Raw genomic sequence first — 22,525 nt, 5'->3', positions numbered from 1 at the left:
CGTGCCTTCCCGCCATTCCCGCCAAAGGAGTTCCCGTGAGCCAATACACCATCGCCGTCTTCGTGGGCAGCCTGCGCAAGGATTCGTTCAACCGCCGCCTGGCCGACGCCCTGGCCCGACTGGCACCGCCTGATTTCACGCTGGTGCAGGTGCGGATCGACGATCTGCCGCTCTACAACCAGGACGAGGATGACCACCAGAGCGAGCCCGTGCGGCGCCTCAAGTCGGACATCTCCAAGGCGCAGGGCCTGCTGTTCGTCACGCCGGAATACAACCGCTCCGTCCCGGGCGTGCTCAAGAACGCGATCGACCATGCCTCCCGCCCCTACGGGCAGAGCGTGTGGAGCGGCAAGCCCGGCGGCGTGATCGGCGTATCGATCGGCGCCATCGGCACCGCGCTCGCGCAACAGCACCTTCGCAACATCCTCGCCTACCTCGACGTGCCCACCCTGGGCCAGCCCGAGGCATTCATCCAGGCCAAGGAGGGCCTGTTCGGCGACGACGGCAACATCGGCGAATCCAGCCGCCAGTTCGTGCAGACCTGGATGGACAAGTACGCGGCCTGGGTGCGCCGCCACGCACAGGCCTGATCCGGGCCTCTGGCATCCGAGCCCGCATGGCCTTGAGCCGCCGCGGGTCTTGCACCGGCGTCGCTACAATTTCCGGCCATGCGCCGCTGGTTGCTCCTCCTTCTGCTGACTCTGCTGCCGATCCAGTGGACCTGGGCGGAAGCGGCCGGCTATTGCGCGCATGAGCCGGCCGCTGCGCTGCAACACTTCGGGCACCACGCGCACCAGCATGCCGAGGCCTCGGGCAGCGGCGACGCTTCCGTCTCCTCCCTGGCGGGCATTGACCAGGACTGCGGCGCATGCCACGCCGGCTGCGCCCTCGCGCTCATCGATCTCTCGCTGCCGTGCGTGTCGCCGGTGATGGAGGCCCTCCCTCCACGGACTGCGGGCGCGCTGCGCGCTCCGCCGCCTGCCTTGCCCGACCGGCCCAATTGGCCGCGCCTCGCCTGATCGGCGAGGCCCGAGCGGTTTTCCCTTCCCGTCCCTGACCGCCGTCATGGTGCGCGTTCTGCGCCCATGCCCGTGCGCGTGCCCGTGCCCAGGCGCGTCTCCCGCGTGCTCCCTGGGAGCGGCGCACGGGCATGGCCCTGCAGGGCACGGTTCGACGGCCCGCGCGCCTCTCCGATCCATCGTTTCCGATCACGACATGGATGGAGAGAAATCGAATGCAGAGAACGATGTTTCGCTGGGGCGTCCTGGGCGCCCTGGCGGGTCTTGCCGCCGGCATGGCGCCGGCGCAGACCGTTTCCGGCCGCGAGACAGCAGCCACGGCGTCTCGGGCCGTACCCGGAATGCAGGCGCCGGTACCCGGAGCCCTGCCCATTCCGATGGAGCAGGGCACGGAACTGGCCCGCCTCGTCGAAGCCGCCTGGGCGCTGCAGCCCGAAGCGCTCGCGGCCGGCGCGCGCGCCCGGGCCGGCGCGGCCCGGCGGGAGATCGCGGGGCAGTGGACGGCAGAGCCGCCTGCGGTGTCGCTGTCGGCCAAGACCGACCGCTTCAACGGCCGGGAGGGAGCGCGCGAGTACGAAGCGGGCATCGCACTGCCGTTGTGGCTGCCGGGCGAGCGCGCACACACTGCACGGCTGGCCGACGCGGAAGAGGGTGCGGAGCAGGGGCGGCTCGCGGCTGCACGGCTGCGGACGGCAGGGCAGGTCCGCGAGGCATGGTGGCAGTGGCTGCGCGCCGAGGCCGTGCTCGCGCAGGCGCAAGAGCGCCTGACGAGCGCCGAGGCCCTGGCGGCCGATGTGGCGCGCCGGGTGCGGGCGGGTGACCTGGCGCTGGTGGACCGCCACCAGGCGGATGGCGCCATGGCCTCCGCGCAGGCCGGCGTGGCCGAGGCGGAAGGGGCGCTCGAGGGCGTCCGGCTCGCCCTCGGTGCCCTCGTGGCCACCGAGGACCTGCGGCCCGCTCCGGCGGCGCAGGCCCGGCGCCGCGAAGGTGTGCCTGAGCCTGTGCCCACGGCCTCCGAAGCCGTGGCCGCCGTGGACGCCCATCCTGAACTGATCGCGCTGCGCCGGAAGGCGGAGGTGGCACGGCGGGCGGCGGAACTCGCTTCGGTGCAGGAGCGCGCCAACCCGGAGTTGGCCCTGCTCACCACCCGCGACCGCGGCGCCCGCGGCGAGGCCTATCGGCAGAGTGCCACCGTGGCGCTGCGCATTCCCTTCGGCGGCGGCAGCCGGCACGAGGCACGCGTGGCCTCGGCGCTGGCCGAGGCGATGGAAGCCGAGGCCCAGCTGGAGCGGGAGCAGGCCCGCGTGCGCGCGCAGGCCGCTGCTGCCCGCGCCCGCCATTCCGCGGCGCAGGCCCAGTGGGAGGCCGCCCAAAAGCGCGAGGCGCTGGCGGCCGCCACGCGCGGGTTCGTGCAGAAGTCCTTCGCGCTGGGCGAGACCGATCTGCCCACCCGCCTGCGCATCGAGCAGGAAGCCGCCGATGCCGCGCGGGACGCCGTGCGCGCGCGTCTGGACCGCGATGCGGCGGTGTCCGGCCTGCGCCAGGCCCTGGGCCTGCTGCCGCCCGGATCGCCGCTGGATACCGCTGCCGCGCCCGAGGCCCCGCCGCGCTGAGCGCAGCCACGCTGCATCCCTATTTCCGATTTTCCCGAACACCCCATGCAAAAATTCTTCTCATTCCACCGGGCCTGCTGCCTGGTTGCCGCGATGGCGGTACCGGCTGGCAGCGCGCTCGCGCACGAGGGCCACGACGACGCGGCGCCCGCGGCCACCGCAGGTGCCGAGGCTTCGCCCCGCTTTGCCGCCCGGTCCGATGCCTTCGAACTCGTGGGCATCTTCCAAGGCCCGCATCTGGCGCTGTACCTGGACCATGCGGGCGACAACCGGCCCACGCGGGACGCGACTCTGGCTCTCGACATCGGCGGCAAGCCGGTTCCCGTGCATGCCGAGGGCGAAGGTCTTTTCGAAGCCGAACTGGCTGAACCGCCGGAAGGCGAACTGGCCATCGTCGCGACCGTGTCCGCCGGTGGGTCGACCGACCGGCTCGCGGCCACGCTCGACGTGCATGGGCACGCCGAGACGGCTGCTGCGCAGAAATCCGGCCGCTGGCGTCCTTCCAGGGCCTGGGCCGCCGGCGTGGCGCTGGCGGTCGCGGTGGCGGTTGCACTGGCCGTTGCCGTGGCCCGGGGCCGCCGCCAGCGGCGCAGCCACGCGCGCCGCATGGCCGTGACCGGAGGTGCCGCATGAACGCGCCGCAACGATTCGAACGGCCTGTCCCCTCCACGGAGTTCACCGCAGCCGCCGCAGCCGCGAGACTGCCGTACCGCGTGCGTGCCGGGATGGTGGCCATGGCCGTGGCCTGGTGCGCAGCGCTGCCGGCCGCCGCGGATTCCGGGCATGACCATGGCGACGCCCCCACAGCCACGGTGGCGGACGGCCCGCGGCGCCTGCCCGATGGCAGCGTGTTCCTGCCGAAGCCCGCCCAGCGGCAATGGCAGTTGCGCACGCTGCCGGTGGTGCAGGAACCGCTGGCGCGCAGCCATGAGCTGGCGGGCCGGGTGGTGATGGACCCGAACGCGGGCGGCAAGGTCCAGGCCCTCGCGGCGGGCAGGCTGGAGCCCGGGCCCAAGGGCTTTCCCCACGTCGGGCAGGCGGTGCGCCGCGGCGAGGTGCTTGCGCACGTCCAGCCGGCCAGCGGCGCCATCGAGCGCTCGGCCCAAGTGGCGCAGGTCGCGGAGCTGCGGGCCGCGAAGGGCCTGGCCGACAAGCGGCTGGAGCGCCTGCGCGCCCTGAGCGAAACCGTGCCGCGCAAGGAGATCGAGGCGCTGGAGAGCGAATCCGCGGGGTTGTCGGCGCGCATCGCCGCGCTCGGCGGCGGCCTGTCGGGGCGCGATGCGCTCGTCTCCCCGGTGGACGGGGTGATCGCGTCCAGCAATGCCGTGGCGGGGCAGGTGGTGGATGCACGCGAACTGGTGTTCGAAGTCGTCGATCCGAGGCGCCTGCGCATCGAAGCCCTGGCCTACGATCCCGCCGTCGCGCGCGACGTGGCCGGAGCCGCCATCGCAGTGAATGGCGCGCAGGTACCGCTGGCCTTCCTGGGGGCCGCGCGCAGCCTGCGCGAGCAGGCCCTGCCGATGCTCTTCGCAGCGTCGGGCAGCGCGGTGGCCGGTCTGGCGGTGGGCCAGCCGGTCGCCGTGTTCGTGCGCGGCCGCGCGACCGTCCAGGGCCTGCGCGTGCCGGCCGATGCCGTGGTCCGCAATCCGGCCAACCAGCCGGTGGTGTGGATCAAGACAGCGCCCGAGGCGTTCGCGCCGCGCGTGGTCACGCTGGAGCCGCTGGACGGCGCCACGGTGGCGGTGACGTCGGGCCTGGCCGGGGGCGACCGCGTCGTCACCCGGGCCGCGGCGCTGCTCAACCAGATCCGCTGAACGCAAGGAGGCACATCCCATGTTCAAGTGGCTTCTGGACAACAGCCTGGCCCACCGCCTGCTCGTGCTCATCGCGGCGCTGGTGGCCATGGCCTACGGCGCCTTCACGCTGTCGCGCACGCCGGTCGACGTGTTCCCCGATCTCAACAAGCCCACCGTCACCCTGATGACGGAGGCGGGCGGCATGGCAGCGGAAGAGGTCGAACAGCTCATCACCTTCCCGCTGGAAACGACCATGAACGGCCTGCCGGGGGTGGAGAGCGTGCGCTCCGTCTCCAGCGCCGGGCTGTCGTTCATCTACGTCACCTTCGACTGGAGCACGGAGATCTTCCGTGCCCGGCAGATGGTGTCCGAGCGCCTCGGCGCGATGGAGGAGGGCCTTCCGCCCGGCATCACGCCGCGCATGGGCCCGGTCAGCTCCGTCATGGGCGAGATCCTGCAGATCGCGATCCCCATCGGCGCCCGCCCGGATGCGCCGCCCGGCGCGCCCGCGCTGTCGGCCATGGAGGTGCGCGAATATGCCGACTGGGTGCTGCGCCCGCGGCTCATGGCGATCGCGGGCGTGGCCCAGGTGATCCCGATCGGCGGGGAGGTCCGGCAGTTCCAGGTGCAGCCGGACACGGCCCGCATGGCCGAGCTGGGCATCACGCTGGCGGATCTGGACGCCGCGCTCAGGGGCTTCTCGGCCAACACCTCCGGCGGCTTCCTCGAGCTCAACGGACGGGAATATCTGATCCGGCATCTGGGCCGCACCTCGCGCCTGGAAGACCTGCAGAACCTCGCCCTCACCGCGCGCGGCGGGCAGGCCATCCTGCTGCGCCAGGTCGCGTCGGTGCGCTTCGCTCCGGCGATCCGGCGCGGCGACGCGGGATTCGAAGGAGCGCCGGCCGTCATCCTGGGCGTGCAGAAGCAGCCCACGGCGGACACAATCCAGCTCACGCGTGCCATCGAAGGCGCTTTGGAAGGCATGCAGGCCTCGCTGCCCGCAGGGCTGAACGCACCCCGCATCACCTTCCGGCAGGCGAGCTTCATCGAGGCATCGATCGACACCCTGCAGGGCAAGCTGATCGGCGCGTCGGTGTTCGTCGCGGTGATCCTCTTCTTCTTCCTCGGCACCCTGCGGCCCACGCTGATCGCGCTCACGGCGATACCGGTGTCGATCTGCATCACCGCGCTGGTGTTCAAGTGGTTCGGCATGTCGATCAACACGATGACGCTCGGCGGGCTGGCGATCGCCATCGGCGGGCTCGTGGACGACGCCGTGGTGGACGTGGAGAACATCATGCGCCGCCTGAAGGACGACCGTGCGCGGCACCCGCAGCACCGATTGCACCCGCTGGAGGTGGTGGCCCGTGCGTCGATGGAGGTGCGCTCGGCCATCCTCTACGCCACGGTGATCATCGTGCTGGTGTTCCTGCCGCTCTTCGCGCTGCCGGGCATGGAGGGCCGGTTGTTCGTGCCGCTGGGCGTGGCCTTCATCGTCTCCACGCTGGCGTCGCTGCTGGTGTCGGTGACCGTGACGCCGGTGCTGGCCTACTACCTGCTGCCGCGCATGAAAACGCTGGACCATGGCGACACGCGGCTGCTGGCCTGGCTCAAGGCGCGCTACCGCACGAGCCTGGCCGCGGTGCTCGACCGGCCGCGCGCGGCCATGGCGCTGGCCGGCGCCGCGGTGCTCGCCGCCGCGGTGGCGGTGCCGTTCTTCCCGCGCACCTTCCTGCCGCCCTTCAACGAAGGCACGCTGCTGGTCGGCCTGCGGCTGAATCCCGGCGTGACGCTGGCGGAATCCTCCGCGATCGCCCGCCAGGCCGAGGTGCTGGTGCGGCAGGTGCCGGAGGTCACGCACGTCGGGCGGCGCAGCGGGCGGGCGGAACTGGACGAACATGCCGAAGGCGTGCACGTGAGCGAGCTGGACGTGGGCCTGCGGCCCGCGGCGGAACTCACGCGGCCGATGGAGGCGATCACCGGCGACATCCGCGCCCGGCTGGCGCCGCTGCCCGCGGCGGTCGGCATCGGCCAGCCGATCTCGCACCGTATCGACCACATGCTCTCCGGCGTGCGCTCGCAGATCGCCATCAAGATCTTCGGCGAAGACCTGGACGCGCTGCGCGCCCAGGCCGATGCGCTGCGGTCGCGCCTGGCGGGCATTCCCGGCCTCGCCGATCTGGAGATCGAAAAGCAGGTGCTGGCCCCGCAGATCAAGCTGCGGGTGGATGCGGCGGCGGCGGCCCGCTACGGCGTGCCGACACCGCAGGTGCTGGCCGCGCTGCAGAACCTCGTGGAGGGGGAGCGCGTCACCCAGATCGTCGAGGGCAATCGGCGTTTCGCGCTGGTGGTGCGCCTGCCGGAGACGGCGCGCTCGCTGGAGGGCCTGGGCCGCGTGCTCATCGAAACGCCCACGGGGCGGGTGCCGCTGTCGCGGCTGGCGCAGATCGAAGAGAGCGACGGGCCCAACCAGATCAGCCGCGACGATGGCCGGCGCCGCATCGTGCTGTCGGCCAACGCGCAGGGCCGTGCGCTGTCCGACGTGGTGGCCGACATCCGCCGCGAGGTGGCGGGCACGCGCCTGCCGGAGGGCATGTTCATCACCCTGGGCGGCCAGTTCCAGGCCCAGGAGGAAGCCTCGCGGCTCGTGGGCGGGCTCTCCGCCGTGTCGCTGGTGCTGATGTTCGTCGTGCTCTACAGCCGCTACCGCTCGGCGGCGCTGTCGGCGCTCATCATGGCGAACATCCCGCTGGCGCTCGTCGGTGCGGTGCTGGGGCTGTGGCTGTCCGGCCAGCCGCTGTCCGTCGCGGCGCTGGTCGGCTTCGTCACGCTGGCCGGCATCTCGGTGCGCAACGGCATCCTGAAGGTGAGCCACTACCTCAACCTGATGCGGGAGGAGGGCGAGGATTTCGGCGTGCCGATGATCCTGCGCGGCTCGCTGGAGCGATTGAGCCCCGTGCTCATGACCGCGCTGGTCACCGCCTTCGCGCTCGCGCCGCTGCTGTTCGAGGCGGAGCGGCCCGGCACCGAGATCCTGCATCCCGTGGCGGTGGTGATCTTCTCGGGCCTGATCAGCTCGACCCTGCTGGACACCTACCTGACGCCGGTGCTGTTCCGCCGCTTCGGCCGCAAGCCGGCAGAGCGCCTGCTGGCCGACCGCGGCACGGGCGCCTTCTGAGGCGCGGCGCCCCCACGGCGGGGGCGCCTGCCGTTCAGGCCGCTTCGGCGACCGCGGCGGCCGGGGTGGAGGCCGACACATGCGCCTGGATGTCGGCTTCCGCGCTGGCGAGCGCCTTCGCCCGGGCGTCGGGGCCCATCGCCACGCCTTCCGCCCGCACGAAGCGCACGTCGGTGATGCCGAAGAAGCCGAACACGGTCTGCAGGTAGCTCTCCTGGTGTTCCAGGGCACGGCCGCCTTCGCTGGTGGAGTACACGCCGCCGCGCGACGAGGCCACGATCACGGTCTTGCCCCGGGCGAGCCCCTCGGGGCCGTTCGCCGTGTAGCGGAAGGTGCGGCCCGGCTGCGCGATGCGGTCGATCCACGCCTTGAGCTGCGAGGGAATGCCGAAGTTGTAGAAGGGCGCGCCCACCACCACCACGTCGGCCGCGAGGAACTGGCTCACCAGCCGTTCCGACACGGCGTTTTCGTGACGCTGTGCGTCGCTCAAGGCCTCCGTCTGACCGGTGCGCGGCGCCATGGCATCCATGGTGAAGTGGCCGGGGGCTTCCGCCACCAGGTCGAGGTACTGCACCTGCGCGCCGGGGTGGGCCGCCACCCAGGCCGCCACGGTCTGGGCGGTGAGCTGGCGGGAAACGGAGGCGGCGCCGGTGATGGCCGAGTCGATGTGCAGCACTTGCATGGAATTCTCCTGGGTTGAAAGGCCACGGCATGTGGCGTTGATTGGATTGTGCTGCCGCCATGATCCCTTGATAAGCGGGCACGGCTGCGATAGATTGTTCCATTGTTGGAACAATGGGCACACCGTATGCAGGACCTGAACGACATGCTGTACTTCGCCGAAGTGGTGGAGCGGGGAGGCTTCGCGGCGGCCGGCCGCGCCCTGGGCATCCCGAAATCGCGGCTGTCGCGCCGCGTGTCGGAGCTGGAAACGCAGCTGGGCGTGCGCCTGCTGCAGCGCACCACCCGCAAGCTGTCGCTCACCGAGGTGGGCGAGTCGTACCTGCGGCACTGCCAGGCGATGCGCGAGGCCGCCCAGGCCGCGGCCGACACGGTGGCGCAGGTGCAGACCGAGCCGCGCGGCACGGTGCGCGTGAGCTGCCCCGTGACGCTCGCGCAGACGGTGCTGGGCGAATTGATGCCGCTCTTCCTGGAGCGCCACCCCGCGGTGCGCATCGAGATGCAGGTCACCAACCGCGCCGTCGATCTGCTGGAAGAGGGGGTGGACGTGGCCCTGCGTGTGCGTCCCAGCCTGGACGACAGCGGCAGCATGGTGGTCAAGCGGCTCGACGACGCGCGGCAGGTGCTGGTGGCGAGCCCCGCGCTGCTGGAGCGCCAGGGCACGCCGGCCACGCTCGACGACCTGGCCCGGCTCGACAGCCTGGCGATGTCGGCGGCGGAAGGGCGCACCCACCTGCGGCTGGTCGGCCCGGACGGCCGCGAAGAGACCGTGCAACTGGCGCCGCGCTACGTGGCGGACGACCTGCTCACCCTCAAGTTCGCCGCGCTGGCCGGCACCGGCATGTGCTGGCTGCCCGACTACATGTGCCAGGCAGAACTGCACGAAGGCCGCCTGGTGCGCCTGCTGCCCGGATGGTCCACACCGCGGGGCGTGGTGCATGCAGTCTTTCCCTCCCGGCGCGGGCTCGCGCCCGCAGTGCGGCGCTTCCTGGATTTCCTGGGCGAAACGGTGCCCGGTCACGGCGACGTCGTCTGCCGGCGGGAAGCCACGCGCCTGTCCACGTAAATAGGAGCGCAAATACATACCGTTTACACAATCGGCGTAGACTGAAGGGGAGTGACTGGTTGGTTTTTCTCCGACCAATCAGTTCTGTTTCGCACCTGCAGCCCCATCCAAGGTACGTTGCCGTGTCGCCGCAGCACCCGTGTGCCGTGCGTGAGACAGCGCTTTCCCGCTTTCCTTGCAGGCATCCCACCCGCCGTGCCGTTCCGCCCATGCATTCCGCTTCTCCCGGTTCTCCCGCTTCGCTGACCTTCCATGTTCCGCCCCGCGCCGTCCGATGGCGCTGGTGGCTGTTGTCGCTGATGCTGGTCGGCCTGGCGATCGGCTACTGGGTGGCGGCGCGCCTGCCGGCGTCGGCCGGTTGGGAGAACGGCTGGCTGGAGAATCTGCAGGTGGTGGTGTTGCTGGGCGGCGCCGCCATGGCCGTCGCAGTCGCGCGCCAGGGCACGGCATCGGGCGATTGGGGGCGAGCTGCCTTGAAAGGGCTCGCGGTGGCCGTGGTTCCGCTGTGGTGCCTGATGGCCGCGCGGGAGCTGAGCTGGGGCGCCGCGTTCCTGCCGCCCATGGGGTTCGGGGAAGACGGGCCCACCTATTCCTCGTCCACGCTCTGGTACAAGCCCGCGGTGGCTCCGCTGGCACTGCTGGTCCTCGCGTGGTGCGGCTGGATGGCGGCCCGTTCGGGCGCACTGCGCGTCGTGCTGCGGCTGCTGCGCTCGCCCCGGTTCGTCTGGGCGGAACTCGCCGTGATGGTGCTGGCCGGCGTGCTCAGCACCTACGCGGAAGGGCATCTCGGCTTTCCCGCGCCCCAGTCGCTCGGTCACCACGCGGTGGTGATGGAGGAATGGTCGGAAATGTTCGCCTACGTCGCGCTGGTGATGGCCCAGTGGCAGATCTTCGTGCTGCTGCGCAATGCGCGGCGGTCGTCACAGACTCCTCGATAGACGAGATTCTTATAAATTCAGAACCAGATATTCGTTTGGGTTTTAAGCTGGACTGAACAAAAATCGCTCCATTCGTGCATGCAAAGGAGCGATGTCCATGGCCGCTGCGATTTCCCTGAACGACGTCTCGCGCCGCTGCGGCCACCGTCCTGCCGTGCCCCGTGCCGGAGAGCCCCGTGCCGGAGAGCCCCGTGGCTGTTGAAACCTCCATCGTCGTGGTGCCCGGCTGGCGCGATTCCGGGCCCGGCCATTGGCAGAGCCTCTGGGCCGACCGCCTGCCGAACGCGGTGCGCGTGGTGCAGGACGACTGGATCACGCCCTCGCGCGAGGCCTGGGTCCGGACGCTGGAGCGCACCGTGCTGCAGGCGCCGCACCCGGTCGTTCTCGTCGCCCACAGCCTGGGCTGCATCGCCTCCACCCACATGGGCCCCGACGCCCAGGCCCGCGTCGCCGGTGCGCTGCTGGTGGCGCCGGCCGACCCGGAACGGCGCGCGGTGCTGAGCGACTTCGCCCCCGTCCCCTATGCGCCGCTGCCCTACCGCAGCATCCTGGTGGCCAGCAGCAACGATCCGTACTGCCCCGTGCGCCTGGCGGGCGCCTACGCCCGGGCCTGGGGTTCGGAGTTCGTGCGGCTGCAGCAGGCGGGGCACATCAACATCGATTCCGGCCACGGCGAGTGGCCGCTCGGCTGGGCCTTGCTGCACTCGCTCACCGATCCCGACACCGGCGCGGAGCCCGTCCGGTCGGCCGCCTGACCGCCGTGCCGCAGGGGTGCCCGGGGGCTGGGCGCGCCGCCCGACAGTGGCTTCCTTATGCCCGATCCTGATTAATTAACAAGAATCTATTCTTTTGAGTTGGAAGCGGTCGCATTCACAATAGGTTGCATCCATGACAACCTGGGCGACACGCACATGAATTCCCGGACGAGACTCAAGACCCTCCTGGCCGCGCTGGTCCTGGCCGCCACCGCCGGCACCGCAGCGGCGCAGACCGCCACGCTGCTGAACGTCTCGTACGACGTCGCCCGCGAGTTCTACAAGGACTACAACCAGGCCTTCGTCGCCCACTACAAGAAGACCACCGGCAAGGACGTGCGCATCGACCAGGCCCACGGCGGCTCCAGCGCCCAGGCCCGCGCCGTGAACGACGGCCTCGCGGCCGACGTGGTCACGTTCAACACCACCACCGACATCGATTTCCTCGCCGGCAACGGCGTGGTCGCGAAGGACTGGGCGAAGAAGTTCCCCAACGACGCCTCGCCCACCACCTCCACCATGCTGTTCCTGGTGCGCAAGGGCAACCCGAAGAACATCAAGGACTGGGACGACCTCGTCAAGCCCGGCGTGCAGGTGGTCGTGGTGAACCCCAAGACCGGCGGCAACGGCCGCTATGCCTACCTGGCCGCCTGGGGCGCCGTGCGCGAGAAGGGCGGCACCGACGCCCAGGCCGCCGAATTCGTCGGCAAGCTCTACAAGAACGTTCCGGTGCTGGGCAAGGGCGGCCGCGATGCGACCAGCATCTTCCTGCAGCGCAACACGGGCGACGTGCTGATCACCTTCGAATCCGAGGTGCTGTCGATCGAGCGCGAATTCGGCAAGGGCAAGGTCGATGCCGTCTATCCGTCCGTTAGCGTGGTGGCCGAGAACCCCGTGGCCGTGGTGGAACGCACCGTCGCCAAGAAGGGCACGGGCGACCTGGCCAAGGCCTATCTGGACTACCTCTACTCCGACGAAGGCCAGGAGATCGCGGCCCAGCATGCGCTGCGCCCGCGTTCCGAGGCGGTGCTGAAGAAGCACGCCGACCTCTTCAAGCCGGTCAAGCAGTTCACCGTCGCCAAGTACTTCGGCTCGCTCGGCGAGGCGCAGAAGGTGCATTTCAACGACGGCGGCCAGTTCGACAAGCTCTACACGCCCGGCGGCCGCTGATCCATGGGTGCGGCCATCTCCTCCGCGGGTGCTGCGGCACCCGTGCCGGGCCGCGCCCGACGCGGTGCCCGGCGCGTGCTGCCCGGCTTCGGGCTCACGCTCGGCTACACGCTGTTCTACCTGAGCGTGATCGTCCTCATCCCGCTCTCCGCGCTGCTCTTCAAGACCTTCACCCTGACCTGGGAGCAGTTCTGGACGGCCGTCAGCGCGCCGCGCGTGCTCGCGTCCTACCGGCTGACGTTCGGTGCGTCGTTCCTTGCGGCCCTGGTGAACCTCGTCTTCGGGCTGCTGATCGCGTGGGTGCTGGTGCGCTACCGCTTCCCCGGCAAGAAGATCGTGGATGCGCTGGTGGACCTGCCGTTCGCGCTGCCCACGGCCGTGGCCGGCATCTCGCTCACCGCGCTGCTTGCCGGCAACGGCTGGGTGGGGCAGTACCTGGAGCCGCTCGGCATCCAGCTCGCCTTCAAGCCGGCGGGCGTGGTCATCGCCCTCATCTTCATCGGCCTGCCGTTCGTGGTGCGCACGGTGCAGCCGGTGCTGGAAGACGCCGAGAAGGAACTCGAGGAAGCCGCCACCAGCCTGGGCGCGACGCGCTGGCAGATCTTCACCAAGGTGATCCTGCCGGCCATCACGCCGGCGCTGCTCACGGGCTTCGCGATGGCCTTCGCGCGCGCGGTGGGCGAATACGGCTCGGTGATCTTCATCGCGGGCAACATGCCGATGGTCTCGGAGATCACGCCGCTCATCATCATCGGCAAGCTGGAGCAGTACGACTATGCGGGCGCGACCGCCGTGGCCGTGGTCATGCTGGTGATTTCCTTCGTGCTGCTGCTCGTGATCAACGCGCTGCAGGCCTGGCAGCGCAAGCAGTCATGATGATGTCCCCCCTGAGTCGCTCCGCGCCTTCCCCCCGAGGGGGACGCAGCCAGTGGCCGGGCAAAGCCCGTTCCACGGCTGCCCTGGCCTGTGCCGCACCTGCAACGGGTGCCGTGCGCTTTGGAAAGTCCCTATGAACAACCACCCGACACGCGCCGTCCGCCGCGCCCAGGCCGGCACCACCGAGGCACCCTGGGTCCGCTGGACGCTGATCATGATCGCGATGGTCTTCCTGCTGCTGTTCCTGGTGCTGCCGCTCGCCGCGGTGTTCACCGAGGCGCTGCGCAAGGGCGTCGGCGCCTACCTGGACGCGCTGCGCGAGCCCGATGCCTGGTCGGCCATCCGGCTCACGCTGATCACCGCGGCCATCGCGGTGCCGTTCAACCTCGTGTTCGGCGTGGCGGCCGCCTGGGCCATCGCCAAGTACGAGTTCCGCGGCAAGGCCTTCCTCACCACGCTGGTGGACCTGCCGTTCTCGGTGTCGCCCGTGGTGGCGGGCCTGGTCTACGTGCTGATGTTCGGCGCCAACGGCTGGCTCGGCCCCTGGCTCGCCGCGCACGACATCAAGATCATCTTCGCGGTGCCCGGCATCGTGCTCGCGACCGTGTTCGTGACGTTCCCCTTCATCGCCCGCGAGCTGATTCCGCTCATGCAGGCGCAGGGCAGCGACGAGGAGCAGGCCGCGATCGTGCTGGGCGCGAGCGGCTGGCAGACCTTCTGGCATGTGACGCTGCCCAACATCAAGTGGGGCCTGCTGTACGGCGTGATCCTCTGCAACGCGCGCGCCATGGGCGAGTTCGGCGCGGTGTCGGTGGTGTCGGGCCACATCCGCGGCCAGACGAACACGATCCCGCTGCACGTCGAGATCCTCTACAACGAATACCAGTCCGTCGCCGCCTTCGCCGCCGCCTCGCTGCTGGCGCTGCTGGCCCTGGTCACGCTGGTGATCAAGACCTTCGCCGAATGGCGCAGCGAGCAGGAGCGCAAGGCCGCCGCCAACCTGCCGCCCGAGCGGCCGGCTCCCGCCGCGGCAGTGCCGCGCTGAACCAGCACAGGACAGGACAACGACATGAGCATCGAAATCCGCAACATCAGCAAGCAGTTCGGCGATTTCCAGGCGCTGCGCGACGTGAGCCTCGACATCCAGTCCGGCGAACTCATCGCGCTGCTCGGCCCCTCGGGCTGCGGCAAGACCACGCTGCTGCGCATCATCGCGGGGCTGGAGACGCCCGACACCGGCACCATCCATTTCTCCGGCGAGGACACAACCGACGTGCACGTGCGCGACCGGGGCGTGGGCTTCGTGTTCCAGCACTACGCGCTGTTCCGCCACATGACGGTGTTCGAGAACGTCGCCTTCGGCCTGCGCGTGAAGCCCCGCAACGAGCGGCCTTCGGAGAGCGCGATCCGCCAGAAGGTGACCGACCTGCTCAAGCTCGTGCAGCTCGACTGGCTGGCCGACCGCTACCCGTCGCAGCTGTCGGGCGGCCAGCGCCAGCGCATCGCCCTGGCGCGCGCGCTGGCCGTCGAGCCCAAGGTGCTGCTGCTCGACGAGCCCTTCGGCGCGCTCGACGCCAAGGTGCGCAAGGAGCTGCGCCGCTGGCTGCGGCGCCTGCATGACGAGCTGCACGTCACCTCGATCTTCGTCACGCACGACCAGGAAGAGGCGCTGGAGGTGGCCGACCGCGTGGTGGTCATCAACCAGGGCCGCATCGAGCAGAGCGGCTCGCCGCAGGAGGTGTGGGACCAGCCGGCCAGCCCCTTCGTCTACGGCTTCCTGGGCGACGTGAACCTGTTCCGCGGCCGCGCGCACGAAGGGCTGGTGCACGTGCAGGGCATGTCCATCGATTCTCCCGAGCATGCCGCGGCGCAGAACGCCGACGCCTTCGCCTACGTGCGCCCGCACGACCTCGACGTGGAGCGCTATTCGCCGGGGCAGGGCGTGGACGCCGAAGGCCGCCCGCGCGGCATCGTGGCCCAGCTCTCGCGCGCGATCGTGGTCGGCCCGATCGCGCGGCTGGAACTTATCCCCGATCGCGATCACAAATCAGCGGACAATGCGGAGCCCGAAGCCCTGATCGAAGCGCAGATACCCGCGCAGCAGTTCCGGGAGGCGGGTTTCAGGGAGGGTGAAACGCTGGTGGTGACGCCGCGCCGCGCCCGCGTTTTTCTGGACCACGCCGCGGGCATCTGACGCGCAGCGCCCTTGCCGGGTGCCGCGTGCGGTGCCCGGGTTTTCAAGGACAAGGATTCCATGGTTTCGAACTGGTTGGATGCCGCGCCGCGCCGCGTGCTGGGCCTCATCTGCGCCGCCTGCATCGCGATGCTGGCCTTCGGCATGTACCTGCAGCACGTCGTGGGCCTGGAGCCGTGCCCGATGTGCATCGTGCAGCGCTACGCGCTCATCGCCGTGGCGGTGTTCACGGGCCTGGGCGCGCTGCGCAGCGGCCGGGGCTGGTGGATGGCGTGGGGCGTGCTCGCACTGCTGTTCTCGGGCTTCGGCGCCTTCGTGGCCGCGCGCCAGAGCTGGCTGCAGTGGTATCCGCCCGAGTTCGCGACCTGCGGCCGCGACTTCTACGGGATGATCGAGAACTTTCCGATCAGCCGCGCCGTTCCCATGATCTTCCGCGGCTCGGGCGACTGCGCCGCGATCGACTGGACCTTCCTGGGCGGCAGCATCGCCAACTGGTCGTTCGTCTGCTTCGCCCTGATGGCCCTGGTGCTGCTCGTGGTGCTGGTGCGTGCGCCGCGCGGCCGCCGCGGGGGCTTCTCCGCGGCCTGACCGCAGCGTTCAATCGCCGGAGGATCGCTGCAGGCTCGCCTGCGGGCCGTCCGTCAACCGGCGGGCCCGAACGACCCTGGCGAGGCGCCGCGGTCGGGGTCGGGCGGAAAGCACAGCGTCTCCTGCCCCTCGCGCCACGCGGGGGCCTTGTGCATCACCCGCTCCCAGAGCGCTCCGCCTTCCCACGCCGCCAGCCAGGCCTGCAGATGCGGCCACGGCTGCGCTGCCCAGGCGGCCCGGTCGATGGCCGCGTACTGGCGCACGAAGGGCATGAGGGCCACGTCGGCCAGCGAAGCCGCGTTCCCGCACAGATGGCGGCTGCGTGCCAACCGCTCTTCCAGCCCGCGCAGCCACGCGCCGGCCTGCGACTGCGCCTCGCCGGGCGGCAGTCCGGGATGGCGTTCGGGGTATTTGCAGCGGTCCAGCGCCTGCTTGAACGGGCCGTCGCACGAGGCGATCAGCGCCTGCACCTCGTCCTGGGCGCCCGCCCGCAGCCAGCCCTGCGGATCGCCCTGCCCGAGCGCCCAGCGCATGATGTCCAGGCTCTGCTCCAGCACGTGTCCTTCCGGCAGCACGAGCACGGGCACGGTGCCCTTGGGTGAGGCGCCCAGCAGCGCGGCGGGCTTGTCGCGCAGCACCACTTCGCGCCATTCGCAGCGCTGGCCGCTCGCTGCGATCGCCATGCGTGCGCGGATCGCGTAGGGGCAGCGACGGAAGGTGTAGAGCACGGGCAGGGAAGCGGCTGGTGCCGCACCTGTCTGCGCGGAGTGCCCGGAGACACTTTGCGAGCCTGAGCCTGAGCCTGAGCCGCCCGGCGCGGCCAGGCGCGCGCCCAGGTGCTCCGTGCCGCGTTGCCGGGCCAGCGCCATCTGCCGCTCCCGCTCGGCCAGCGCGCGCTCCTGCTCGGGCGGCCGGCTGCCGTGGCAGTGCGGGCAGCGCACCCCGGCCACGTAATCGGGCGATGCCAGGTCCTGCGGACTCAGCGGCATGCGGCAGGAACGGCAGAGATCCTGGTGCGTGCCGGGCGCCAAACCGTGCGCCACGGAGACGCGCTCGTCGAACACGAAGCAGTCGCCCTCCCAGCGGCTGCCGTCCGCGGGCACGTCCTCCAGGTACTGCAGGATGCCGCCCTCCAAATGGTAGACCTCGCCGAAGCCCTGCATGCGCAGCAGCGCGGTCGATTTCTCGCAGCGGATGCCGCCGGTGCAGAACATGGCCACCCGCGGCCTGCCTTCCAGCAGCCCTCCGGGGGCGGACTGGGCCTCGACCCAGGCGGGGAACTCGGTGAAGCTGCGCGTGTCCGGCCGCACCGCGCCGGCGAAGCTGCCGATGGCGCTCTCGTAGCCGTTGCGCACGTCGATCACCACCACGTCCGGATCGTCGATGAGGGCGTTCCACTGCGCCGGTTTCACGTAGGTGCCGGCGTCGCGTGCCGCGTTCAGGCCGGGCACGCCCAGGGTGACGATCTCGCGCTTCACGCGCACCCGCATGCGGTAGAAGGGCATGCGGTCGCCCCAGGCCTCCTTGTGCCGCAGCGCCGCCAGCGGCGGTTGCGCGCGCAGCATGTCCAGCACCGCCCGCACTCCCGCGCTGCTGCCCGCGATGGTGCCGTTGACGCCTTCCGGCGCCAGCAGCAGCAGGCCGCGCACGCCCTGGCGATCGCATTCGGCCTGCAGCGGATCGCGCAGCGCCGCGCAATCGGGCAGGTCGGCGAAATGGTAGAGCGCGGCGGTGAGGATCTCGGGCATGGGGCGGGGATGATAAGGCGGCGGGGGGCATCGCCGTGGGGCGTGCGGCATGGAGCGGGGCGGCGGTACGGCTTCAGGGCATGGCCGGCGCGGTATCCACTGCCGGCCGGTTCTCCGCGCAGGTAGCGAGCAGCCAGTCGCGGAATGCCGCCAGGCCCGCCGAGGGCGCGCGCGAGCGCAGGCGCGTGAGCCAGTAGGCGCCCAGCGCGATCTCGGCCCGGAAGGGCCGCACCAGCCGCCCCTGGCGCAGTTCGCGCTCGAACAGCAGCGCCGGCAGCAGCGCCACGCCCGCACCCTGGGCCGCCGCTTCCGCCAGCGCCAGGGACGAATCGAAGACCGTGCCGCGCACCACCGGGCAGGGCACGCCGGCCGCGCCGAACCAGGCCGCCCATTCATCGGCGCGGTAGGAGCGCAGCAGCGCCTCGCGGGCCAGGCCGGCCGGCGCGCGCAGGCGGGCGGCGAGGGCGGGCGAGCACATGGCCGTCAGCGGCGCTTCCAGCAGGTGGTCGGCCTCGGTCCCGTGCCAGGCGCCATCGCCGAAGCGGATCGCGCAGTCCAGTCCTTCGCCCGCCAGGTCCACGCGGTTGTTGTTGGTGAGCAGGCGCAGGTCCACGAACGGGCACTGCTGCTGGAACGCCTGCAGCCGCGGCAGCAGCCAGCCCACGGCGAAGGTGCCGACCGCGCCCACGGTGAGCACCTCGCGCGGACGCGTGTCGCCGCACTGCGCCAGCGCGCGCTCGATGCGGCCGAAGGCGTCCGCCAGCGCCGGCAGCAGCGCCAGCCCTTCGTCGGTCAGCGCCAGTCCGCGCGGCAGCCGGCGAAAGAGCGGCTTGCCCAGGCGGTCTTCCAGGTTGCGGATGTGCTGGCTTACCGCGGTCTGCGTGACGTGCAGCTCCTCGGCGGCCCGCGTGAGGTTCAGGTGCCGGGCCGACACTTCGAAGGCGCGCAGGGCGTTGAGCGGCAGATGCATGGGGAAACGGCCAGCGGGCGAGGGTGAAGTTTTTCTTGGGGGAGTGCGCAATTATCGTCGGTGGTCAGTGCGGCGGCCCGGCGGTATCGTCCCCCCATTCACAACCTCGATGGAGCAATACCGAATGGCGATGCAGAGAAGAACCTGGATGGTGTCCGCAGTGGCGGGCGCGCTCGTGCCCTGGGCGGGCGGCAGCTGGGCCGGGACCAAGAATTCCAGGGGGTCGGGTTCCGAAGCCGGTGCGCTGGCCGCCGCGTTGCAGGAGATCGAATCCTCCGTCGGCGGCCGCCTGGGCGTGGCGCTGCTCGACATGTCCACCGGGCGGCAGGCCGCCCACCGCGGCGACGAGCGCTTCCCGATGTGCAGCACCTTCAAGATGCTGCTGGCGGCCCATGTGCTGCGGCGGGCGGACCAGGGGCAGGAACGGCTGGACCGCCGCATCACCTACCGCAAGAGCGACCTGGTGGAGTATTCGCCAGCCACGGAACGCCATGCGGATGGCGACGGCATGACGGTGGAGCAGCTCTGCGAAGCCGCCGTCACGCTGAGCGACAACACCGCGGCCAACCTGCTGCTCGGCACCCAGGGCGGGCCGCTCGAACTCACCGCCTGGCTGCGTTCGCTGGGAGACACCCACACGCGGCTGGACCGCAAAGAGCCCGAACTCAACGACGTGCCGCCCGGCGAGGTGCGCGACACCACCACGCCGCGCGCCATGGCGCGCACCACCTGGGCGGTCACGCAGGGCGAGGCGCTGTCCACCGCAGCGCGCGCGCGGCTGCTCGCCTGGCTCGTCGGCAACCGCACGGGCGACAAGCGCCTGCGGGCCGGCATGCCCGAGGGCTGGCGCGTCGGAGAGAAGACCGGCACGGGGCCGCGCGGCACCAGCAACGACGTGGGCCTGTTCTGGCCGCCGGACCGCGCTCCGGTGATGGTGAGCTGCTATCTGACCGGCAGCCCGGCCGCGGCGGACGCGCGCGACGCGGCCATCGCCCGGGTAGGTGCCCTGGCCTCCCGCTGGGCTTCGAAATCCCCGTGACGGCGGATCGGCCGGAGGACCGGCGGTGCGCCCTTATGGCCGCTGCCGTCCCAGCCGCGACGGGCCCAGCGAGCGGTTGGCCCGGAGCGGCTTACAGGTTCTTCACCAGCACCTGGCTGCGCCGGTCCCAGTTGTATTTCTTCTTGCGCGCTTCCGGCAGCCACTCGGGATCGACCGGCTGGAAGCCGCGCTTGATGAACCAGTGCATCGTGCGGGTGGTGAGCACGAACAGGCTCTTCAGGCCCATGGCGCGGGCGCGCTGCTCGATGCGCTTGAGCAGCTTCTCTCCGTCGCCCGTGCCCTGGCTCTGCGGCGACACCGTGACGGCGGCCATCTCGGCGGTGCCGGCCTCGGGGTAGGGGTAGAGCGCGGCGCAGCCGAAGATCACGCCGTCGTGCTCGATGATGGTGTAGTTGGCGATGTCGCGCTCGATCTCGGTGCGATCGCGCTTGACGAGGGTGCCGTCCTTCTCGAACGGCTCGATGAGCTGCAGGATGCCGCCCACGTCGTCCGGCGTGGCCTCGCGCAGCTCCTCGAGCTTCTCGTCCACCACCATGGTGCCGATGCCGTCGTGCACGTAGATCTCCAGCAGCAGCGCGCCGTCCACCGCGAAGGGGATGATGTGGCTGCGCTCCACGCCGTTCTGGCAGGCCTTCACGCAGTGCTGCAGGTAGAACGCCGTGTCGGTGGGCTTCTGGCCCGGCGGCACGCGCGCGAGCATCTGGCGCGCCTGGGCGAGCGGCAGCTCGGTGTCGATCGGGTTGTCCTCGCTCTCGGGCTGCTCCGGGTCGGTGCGGATGCCGGGCACCTCGCAGACGAAGACGAGCTTGTCCGCCTTGAGCGCGATCGCCACCGAGGTTGCCACTTCTTCCATCGTGAGATTGAAGGCCTCGCCCGTCGGCGAGAAGCCGAAGGGCGAGAGCAGCACCAGCGCATCCATCTCCAGCGAACGGCGGATGCCCGCCACATCCACCTTGCGCACCAGGCCCGAATGCTTGAAATCCACGCCGTCCACGATGCCCACGGGGCGCGCGGTGATGAAGTTGCCCGAGATCACGCGCACGGTGGAACCCGCCATCGGCGTGTTGGGCAGACCCTGGCTGAACGCGGCCTCGATCTCGTAGCGCAACTGTCCGGCCGCTTCCTGCGCGCAGTCCAGCGCCACCGAATCGGTGATGCGGATGCCGTGCGAATAGCGCGCCGCATGGCCCTTGGCTGCGAGCTGCTCGTTCACCTGCGGACGGAAGCCGTGCACCAGCACGATCTTCACGCCCATGGCCTGGATCATCGCGAGGTCCTGCGCGATCGACTGCAGCTTGCCGGCCGCGATCGCCTCGCCGGTCAGGGCGATCACGAAGGTCTGGTGGCGGAACTTGTGGATGTACGGAGCCACCGATCGGAACCAGGGAACGAAGGTGAAATTGAAGACTGCGGACATGGAAGGATGCGGGAGGGAGGCGGGACCCGGAGCCTGCCCGGAGGCAGGGGTTGCGTGGGAAGGAGAGCGTTTTCCGGTGCGCGCCGGATTATCGTCGCCAGCGCTGCGGGCTGAAGGGCGCCAGGTCGATTTCGGGCGTTCGCCCGTCCAGCAGCTGCGCGACCAGGCGGCCCGTGCGGGCCGAGGACCCGAGGCCCACGTGTCCGTGCCCGTAGGCATGGACCACGTCCGCGCTGGAAGATGCGGGACCGATGCAGGGCAGACCGTCGCTGGTGCTCGGGCGCCGGCCCATCCAGAGTCTCGCGCCCTCTTCGAGCGGCGCGCGCGGCAGCGCCGGGTACAGATCGAGCAGATGCCGCAGCAGGATGCGTGCGCGGCGCCAGTCGGGTTCGGCCTGCAGCCCCGCGATCTCCACCTGGCCGGCCACGCGCAGGCCGTGCGCCATCTGGTGCACGATGAGCTTGCGGTCCATCACCATGGTCGAGGTGCGCGGGCCGGGCGGCGGCGCACCGGGGCCGGCGCGCACGTCCAGCATCGCGTGGTAGCCGCGTTCGGTGTCCAGCCACACGCGGTCGCCGGCATCGCGGGCCAGGGCCTTCGAATACGCGCCCGCCGCGATCACCGCCGCATCGCACGGCAGGTCGCCCTGGCCGGTGCGCACCGCGACGAGCCGGCCGGCCTCGATCCGCAGCCCCGTCGCCTCGCCCGTCACCCAGCGCGCTCCCAGCGTCTGTGCATGGGCCAGCAGGGCGGCCAGATAGCTACCCGGATCGGCGCAGTGGCCCGCCTCGTCGACGCGCACACCGAAGCGGTACGCGGGCAGCAGGTCCGGCTCCTGCGCGCGCAGATCGCCGCCTTCCAGCGTCTCGAAGGCGATGCCTTCCTGCGCCCGCAAGCGCCAGCCCGGCGCATCCGCCTCGAAACCCTCGCGCGAGGGATACACGTGCAGCAGGCCGCGCCGGGCGACGAGGTGCGGCACGCCGGCGTCTGCCGCCAGGCGTGCATGCAATGCGGGTGCATCGCGCAACAGCTGCCGCAGCGCATGCGCGGTGCGCGCGACGCGGTCCGGCGTGCCCCCGGCATGCAGGAAGCGCGACAGCCAGGGCAGGGCGCGCGGCAGGTAGCCCCAGCGCACGGCGAGCGGCCCGTCCGGGTCCGTGAGGAGGGCAGGAATCTGCTTCCACATGCCCGGGCCGGAGGGCGGCAGGATCGAATGCGATGACAGCCAGCCGGCATTGCCGTAGCTGGTCGCCTCCGGGCCGGCGGCGGGATGCGGGTTCAGCAGCGTCACGCTGCGGCCGGTCCGCAGGATCTCCACCGCACACACGGCGCCCACGATGCCGGCGCCAATCACCACCACGTGCCGGCGGCGCTCGGCGGCAGGGGAAGACGGCAGAACGGCGGGGGCGGGAACAGGAGTGGGGCCTGGAATTGGAACGGCGGAGGGCATCGG

At 71.0% G+C, this 22,525-nt stretch carries 20 protein-coding genes; 15 read left to right on the top strand and 5 right to left on the bottom strand.

From position 1 onward, the window contains the following. Positions 1-35 precede the first annotated feature (35 nt). The 6 genes from Q9R47_RS05185 to Q9R47_RS05160 all read left to right on the top strand — a co-directional run bounded on the left by Q9R47_RS05185 (position 36) and on the right by Q9R47_RS05160 (position 7,609). Positions 36-590 (top strand): NAD(P)H-dependent oxidoreductase, encoded by a 555-nt coding sequence (locus Q9R47_RS05185; RefSeq protein ID WP_311232141.1) that lies wholly within the window; start codon positions 36-38, stop codon positions 588-590. A 78-nt stretch (positions 591-668) separates the two neighbouring features. Continuing rightward, positions 669-1,019 (top strand): hypothetical protein, encoded by a 351-nt coding sequence (locus Q9R47_RS05180; protein ID WP_311232140.1) that lies wholly within the window; start codon positions 669-671, stop codon positions 1,017-1,019. 215 nt (positions 1,020-1,234) lie between these two features. After that, a complete protein-coding gene (locus Q9R47_RS05175; RefSeq protein WP_311232139.1) occupies positions 1,235-2,632 on the top strand; it encodes a TolC family protein in 1,398 nt (465 codons plus the stop codon). A 45-nt stretch (positions 2,633-2,677) separates the two neighbouring features. Next, complete coding sequence (locus tag Q9R47_RS05170) at positions 2,678-3,265, top strand: hypothetical protein (protein ID WP_311232138.1); 588 nt, start codon at positions 2,678-2,680, stop codon at positions 3,263-3,265. A 92-nt stretch (positions 3,266-3,357) separates the two neighbouring features. Beyond that, positions 3,358-4,446 (top strand): HlyD family efflux transporter periplasmic adaptor subunit, encoded by a 1,089-nt coding sequence (locus Q9R47_RS05165; RefSeq protein WP_311232220.1) that lies wholly within the window; start codon positions 3,358-3,360, stop codon positions 4,444-4,446. A 19-nt stretch (positions 4,447-4,465) separates the two neighbouring features. Continuing rightward, positions 4,466-7,609, top strand: a complete 3,144-nt coding sequence (locus Q9R47_RS05160; protein WP_311232137.1) for an efflux RND transporter permease subunit — start codon at positions 4,466-4,468, stop codon at positions 7,607-7,609. Positions 7,610-7,643: 34 nt separating this feature from the next. Here Q9R47_RS05160 and Q9R47_RS05155 read toward each other — a convergent pair whose 3' ends face one another. Then, positions 7,644-8,291, bottom strand: coding sequence for an FMN-dependent NADH-azoreductase (locus Q9R47_RS05155; RefSeq protein ID WP_311232136.1), 648 nt, complete (start codon positions 8,289-8,291; stop codon positions 7,644-7,646). 126 nt (positions 8,292-8,417) lie between these two features. Between Q9R47_RS05155 and Q9R47_RS05150 the strand changes: the two genes are divergently transcribed. From Q9R47_RS05150 to Q9R47_RS05115, 8 genes are all read left to right on the top strand, one after another. Next, positions 8,418-9,356 (top strand): LysR family transcriptional regulator, encoded by a 939-nt coding sequence (locus Q9R47_RS05150; RefSeq protein ID WP_311232135.1) that lies wholly within the window; start codon positions 8,418-8,420, stop codon positions 9,354-9,356. Positions 9,357-9,565: 209 nt separating this feature from the next. Further along, entirely contained in the window at positions 9,566-10,294 is a 729-nt protein-coding gene (locus tag Q9R47_RS05145) for a hypothetical protein (protein ID WP_311232134.1), read from the top strand. Positions 10,295-10,485: 191 nt separating this feature from the next. Next, positions 10,486-11,049 (top strand): alpha/beta hydrolase, encoded by a 564-nt coding sequence (locus Q9R47_RS05140; RefSeq protein ID WP_311232133.1) that lies wholly within the window; start codon positions 10,486-10,488, stop codon positions 11,047-11,049. A 156-nt stretch (positions 11,050-11,205) separates the two neighbouring features. Continuing rightward, on the top strand, positions 11,206-12,219 hold the full coding sequence (locus Q9R47_RS05135) for a sulfate ABC transporter substrate-binding protein (protein WP_311232132.1): 1,014 nt from the start codon (positions 11,206-11,208) through the stop codon (positions 12,217-12,219). A 3-nt stretch (positions 12,220-12,222) separates the two neighbouring features. Next, on the top strand, positions 12,223-13,095 hold the full coding sequence (gene cysT / locus Q9R47_RS05130) for a sulfate ABC transporter permease subunit CysT (protein WP_311232131.1): 873 nt from the start codon (positions 12,223-12,225) through the stop codon (positions 13,093-13,095). A gap of 133 nt (positions 13,096-13,228) precedes the next feature. Next, positions 13,229-14,140, top strand: coding sequence for a sulfate ABC transporter permease subunit CysW (gene cysW / locus Q9R47_RS05125; RefSeq protein ID WP_311232130.1), 912 nt, complete (start codon positions 13,229-13,231; stop codon positions 14,138-14,140). 24 nt (positions 14,141-14,164) lie between these two features. Continuing rightward, on the top strand, positions 14,165-15,289 hold the full coding sequence (locus Q9R47_RS05120) for a sulfate ABC transporter ATP-binding protein (RefSeq protein WP_311232129.1): 1,125 nt from the start codon (positions 14,165-14,167) through the stop codon (positions 15,287-15,289). A gap of 60 nt (positions 15,290-15,349) precedes the next feature. Beyond that, positions 15,350-15,877: a disulfide bond formation protein B gene (locus Q9R47_RS05115; protein WP_311232128.1), complete on the top strand. Its 528-nt coding sequence runs from the start codon at positions 15,350-15,352 to the stop codon at positions 15,875-15,877. A gap of 53 nt (positions 15,878-15,930) precedes the next feature. On the opposite strand, the gene Q9R47_RS05110 is transcribed toward Q9R47_RS05115, so the two are convergent. Next, the gene (locus tag Q9R47_RS05110; protein WP_311232127.1) at positions 15,931-17,625 is read right to left on the bottom strand and encodes a rhodanese-related sulfurtransferase; all 1,695 of its coding nucleotides are present in this window, start codon (positions 17,623-17,625) and stop codon (positions 15,931-15,933) included. A 73-nt stretch (positions 17,626-17,698) separates the two neighbouring features. Continuing rightward, the gene (locus Q9R47_RS05105; protein ID WP_311232126.1) at positions 17,699-18,595 is read right to left on the bottom strand and encodes a LysR family transcriptional regulator; all 897 of its coding nucleotides are present in this window, start codon (positions 18,593-18,595) and stop codon (positions 17,699-17,701) included. A gap of 130 nt (positions 18,596-18,725) precedes the next feature. Here Q9R47_RS05105 and bla point away from each other — a divergent pair, with 130 nt between their 5' ends. Continuing rightward, a complete protein-coding gene (bla, locus tag Q9R47_RS05100; protein WP_311232125.1) occupies positions 18,726-19,634 on the top strand; it encodes a class A beta-lactamase in 909 nt (302 codons plus the stop codon). Positions 19,635-19,725: 91 nt separating this feature from the next. Here bla and argA read toward each other — a convergent pair whose 3' ends face one another. Both argA and Q9R47_RS05090 read right to left on the bottom strand, forming a co-directional pair. Further along, the gene (gene argA, locus Q9R47_RS05095; RefSeq protein ID WP_311232124.1) at positions 19,726-21,072 is read right to left on the bottom strand and encodes an amino-acid N-acetyltransferase; all 1,347 of its coding nucleotides are present in this window, start codon (positions 21,070-21,072) and stop codon (positions 19,726-19,728) included. Positions 21,073-21,160: 88 nt separating this feature from the next. Further along, entirely contained in the window at positions 21,161-22,432 is a 1,272-nt protein-coding gene (locus Q9R47_RS05090; protein ID WP_311232123.1) for an FAD-dependent oxidoreductase, read from the bottom strand. Positions 22,433-22,525: the final 93 nt, after the last annotated feature.

Origin of the sequence: Acidovorax sp. PRC11 (assembly GCF_031844105.1) — a bacterium.
Lineage (GTDB): Bacteria > Pseudomonadota > Gammaproteobacteria > Burkholderiales > Burkholderiaceae_C > Paracidovorax.
The sequence above is the reverse complement of the archived record's forward strand: the minus strand, read 5'-3'. Positions and strand labels throughout refer to the sequence as shown.

Coding starts and splice junctions, on each gene's coding strand:
- Q9R47_RS05180 (WP_311232140.1), top strand. CDS start 669: ATGCGCCGCTGGTTGCTCCTCCTTCTGCTGACTCTGCTGCCGATCCAG.
- Q9R47_RS05175 (WP_311232139.1), top strand. CDS start 1,235: ATGCAGAGAACGATGTTTCGCTGGGGCGTCCTGGGCGCCCTGGCGGGT.
- Q9R47_RS05170 (WP_311232138.1), top strand. CDS start 2,678: ATGCAAAAATTCTTCTCATTCCACCGGGCCTGCTGCCTGGTTGCCGCG.
- Q9R47_RS05165 (WP_311232220.1), top strand. CDS start 3,358: ATGGTGGCCATGGCCGTGGCCTGGTGCGCAGCGCTGCCGGCCGCCGCG.
- Q9R47_RS05160 (WP_311232137.1), top strand. CDS start 4,466: ATGTTCAAGTGGCTTCTGGACAACAGCCTGGCCCACCGCCTGCTCGTG.
- Q9R47_RS05155 (WP_311232136.1), bottom strand. CDS start 8,291: ATGCAAGTGCTGCACATCGACTCGGCCATCACCGGCGCCGCCTCCGTT.
- Q9R47_RS05150 (WP_311232135.1), top strand. CDS start 8,418: ATGCAGGACCTGAACGACATGCTGTACTTCGCCGAAGTGGTGGAGCGG.
- Q9R47_RS05145 (WP_311232134.1), top strand. CDS start 9,566: ATGCATTCCGCTTCTCCCGGTTCTCCCGCTTCGCTGACCTTCCATGTT.
- Q9R47_RS05135 (WP_311232132.1), top strand. CDS start 11,206: ATGAATTCCCGGACGAGACTCAAGACCCTCCTGGCCGCGCTGGTCCTG.
- cysT (WP_311232131.1), top strand. CDS start 12,223: ATGGGTGCGGCCATCTCCTCCGCGGGTGCTGCGGCACCCGTGCCGGGC.
- cysW (WP_311232130.1), top strand. CDS start 13,229: ATGAACAACCACCCGACACGCGCCGTCCGCCGCGCCCAGGCCGGCACC.
- Q9R47_RS05120 (WP_311232129.1), top strand. CDS start 14,165: ATGAGCATCGAAATCCGCAACATCAGCAAGCAGTTCGGCGATTTCCAG.
- Q9R47_RS05115 (WP_311232128.1), top strand. CDS start 15,350: ATGGTTTCGAACTGGTTGGATGCCGCGCCGCGCCGCGTGCTGGGCCTC.
- Q9R47_RS05110 (WP_311232127.1), bottom strand. CDS start 17,625: ATGCCCGAGATCCTCACCGCCGCGCTCTACCATTTCGCCGACCTGCCC.
- Q9R47_RS05105 (WP_311232126.1), bottom strand. CDS start 18,595: ATGCATCTGCCGCTCAACGCCCTGCGCGCCTTCGAAGTGTCGGCCCGG.
- bla (WP_311232125.1), top strand. CDS start 18,726: ATGCAGAGAAGAACCTGGATGGTGTCCGCAGTGGCGGGCGCGCTCGTG.
- argA (WP_311232124.1), bottom strand. CDS start 21,072: ATGTCCGCAGTCTTCAATTTCACCTTCGTTCCCTGGTTCCGATCGGTG.